1 protein-coding gene is annotated in these 1,724 nt (G+C 37.6%); it reads left to right on the top strand.

Annotated features, from left to right (window positions below; genetic code table 11):
* The first annotated feature begins 277 nt into the window (after positions 1-277).
* On the top strand, positions 278-1,591 hold the full coding sequence (locus AN390_RS19515) for a S41 family peptidase (RefSeq protein WP_055255854.1): 1,314 nt from the start codon (positions 278-280) through the stop codon (positions 1,589-1,591).
* Positions 1,592-1,724: the final 133 nt, after the last annotated feature.

Raw genomic sequence — 1,724 nt, 5'->3', positions numbered from 1 at the left:
TTCATGATTATCTTCCTGTTTGGTTAGTCGTACTTATTGGCGACAACTCAACTTTAGATAATTCTGAGCGCAGCGACAAACGATAAAAACAAACCTAATAAATGAGAAATACTAACTTATAGACTTAGCCTACCCTTCTTTTACAGCAGAAGATTGGCCGACTGAAAGCTATAAATAAACTTAAATAAACTCAACAATTTACACAATGGTTACCTATTGCCAAAAAAGCATTAGTGTTGTAACTTTGTTAATTAACCCAATATTTACAAGGATTGTCATGATTAAAAAAACAAAAAATATAGTTTTATCTAGCTCATTTTTATTATTATGTGCATGTGGGGGCTCCTCAGAGAACGAAGGCGATATTATAAGTTCCGACCCTGCAGTATGTGCTAGTCAAACAGCACAAAACGAAGCCCTTTGGGACTACCTTCAAACAGATTACCTTTGGAGTGAACAGCTAAATACCTCAACAAACCCATCTACATTTGACTCATTAAGCGATTTAATGACCGAAGTTAAATCGCAAGTAGAATTAGATAAATACAGTTATGTAGTCACTGCGCAAGAATATGAAGACCGATACCTTAACGCGAGTTATTTTGGTTATGGTTTAGCAAACAAAATAGAATCTAACGGTCTTCTTGTAAAGTATGTATTTGACGATGGTAATGCAGCAGCTATGGGGTTAACCAGAGGCTCATTAATCACCATGATGAATGGCGTAAATATTGAAGAAGCAATAACCAACAATACGTTTGACTACGATGCCTTATTGGGGCCTGAAGAAGAAGGCTATACAGTAGACGTAACGTGGATAGATTTAAACGGAGAAGAACAAACCGGCACTATGGCACGCGCAACGGTTAGCACAAACACTATTCTAGACGCCCGCATATTAGAATCTAATACAGGTAAGGTTGGCTACCTGGCCTTTAATAGCTTTATTGAACGCAGTGCTCCAGACTTAGATGACGCATTTTCGTTATTCGAGCAAGAGGGCGTTTCAGAGCTAGTACTTGATTTACGCTATAACGGCGGCGGTTACCTTAATGTAGCTAAACAACTAGCAAGCCAAATTGCTGCTGAGAACGTGCTTGGCAAGCCTATGTTTAATTACGAATATAATAAAAACCGTGAAACTAACAGCGTAGATTTCGAGTTAAATAATAATCAACCACGCCTAAATTTACCTCGTGTAGTAATACTTACCACTGAACAAACATTGTCTGCCAGCGAAGTGGTAATAAATGCGCTAGAACCTTACATTGATGTTCAAGTAGTTGGCACAAGCACAGGAGGAAAGCCTGTTGGCATGGATATTAATCAACTTTGTGACCACGTTGTGTTTGCCATAAACTTTAAAATGACTAACTCAGCTGGCTATGGTGATTACTTTGATGGTTTACCTGCAGATTGTTACGCCGAAGATACCATTAATTCTGATTGGGGCGATAGCAAAGATCCTCTTCTAAGCGAGGCTCTATACTTGTTAACTAATAATAGTTGCTCAACAACTCAAACAAGCCAGTTACCTAAACAAAAATCGCTTTATAACAATTTTGGTCTATTCGATAAAAACACGATATAACCCTTTTAATTGCATACAAAAAAAGCCGATGCAGGGTTATCCCTTCATCGGCTTTTTTATCGCGTTATAAAACGTTTTTATAACGATAAATCTTCTTTAGCACGCGTTAAATTATGAGATACCAGTGAGTTTT

This window comes from Pseudoalteromonas sp. P1-11, from assembly GCF_001399995.1.
GTDB lineage: Bacteria > Pseudomonadota > Gammaproteobacteria > Enterobacterales > Alteromonadaceae > Pseudoalteromonas > Pseudoalteromonas atlantica.
Note: the sequence above shows the minus strand (reverse complement) of the source record. Positions and strands in the feature narration are given on the sequence as shown.

Coding starts and splice junctions, on each gene's coding strand:
- AN390_RS19515 (WP_055255854.1), top strand. CDS start 278: ATGATTAAAAAAACAAAAAATATAGTTTTATCTAGCTCATTTTTATTA.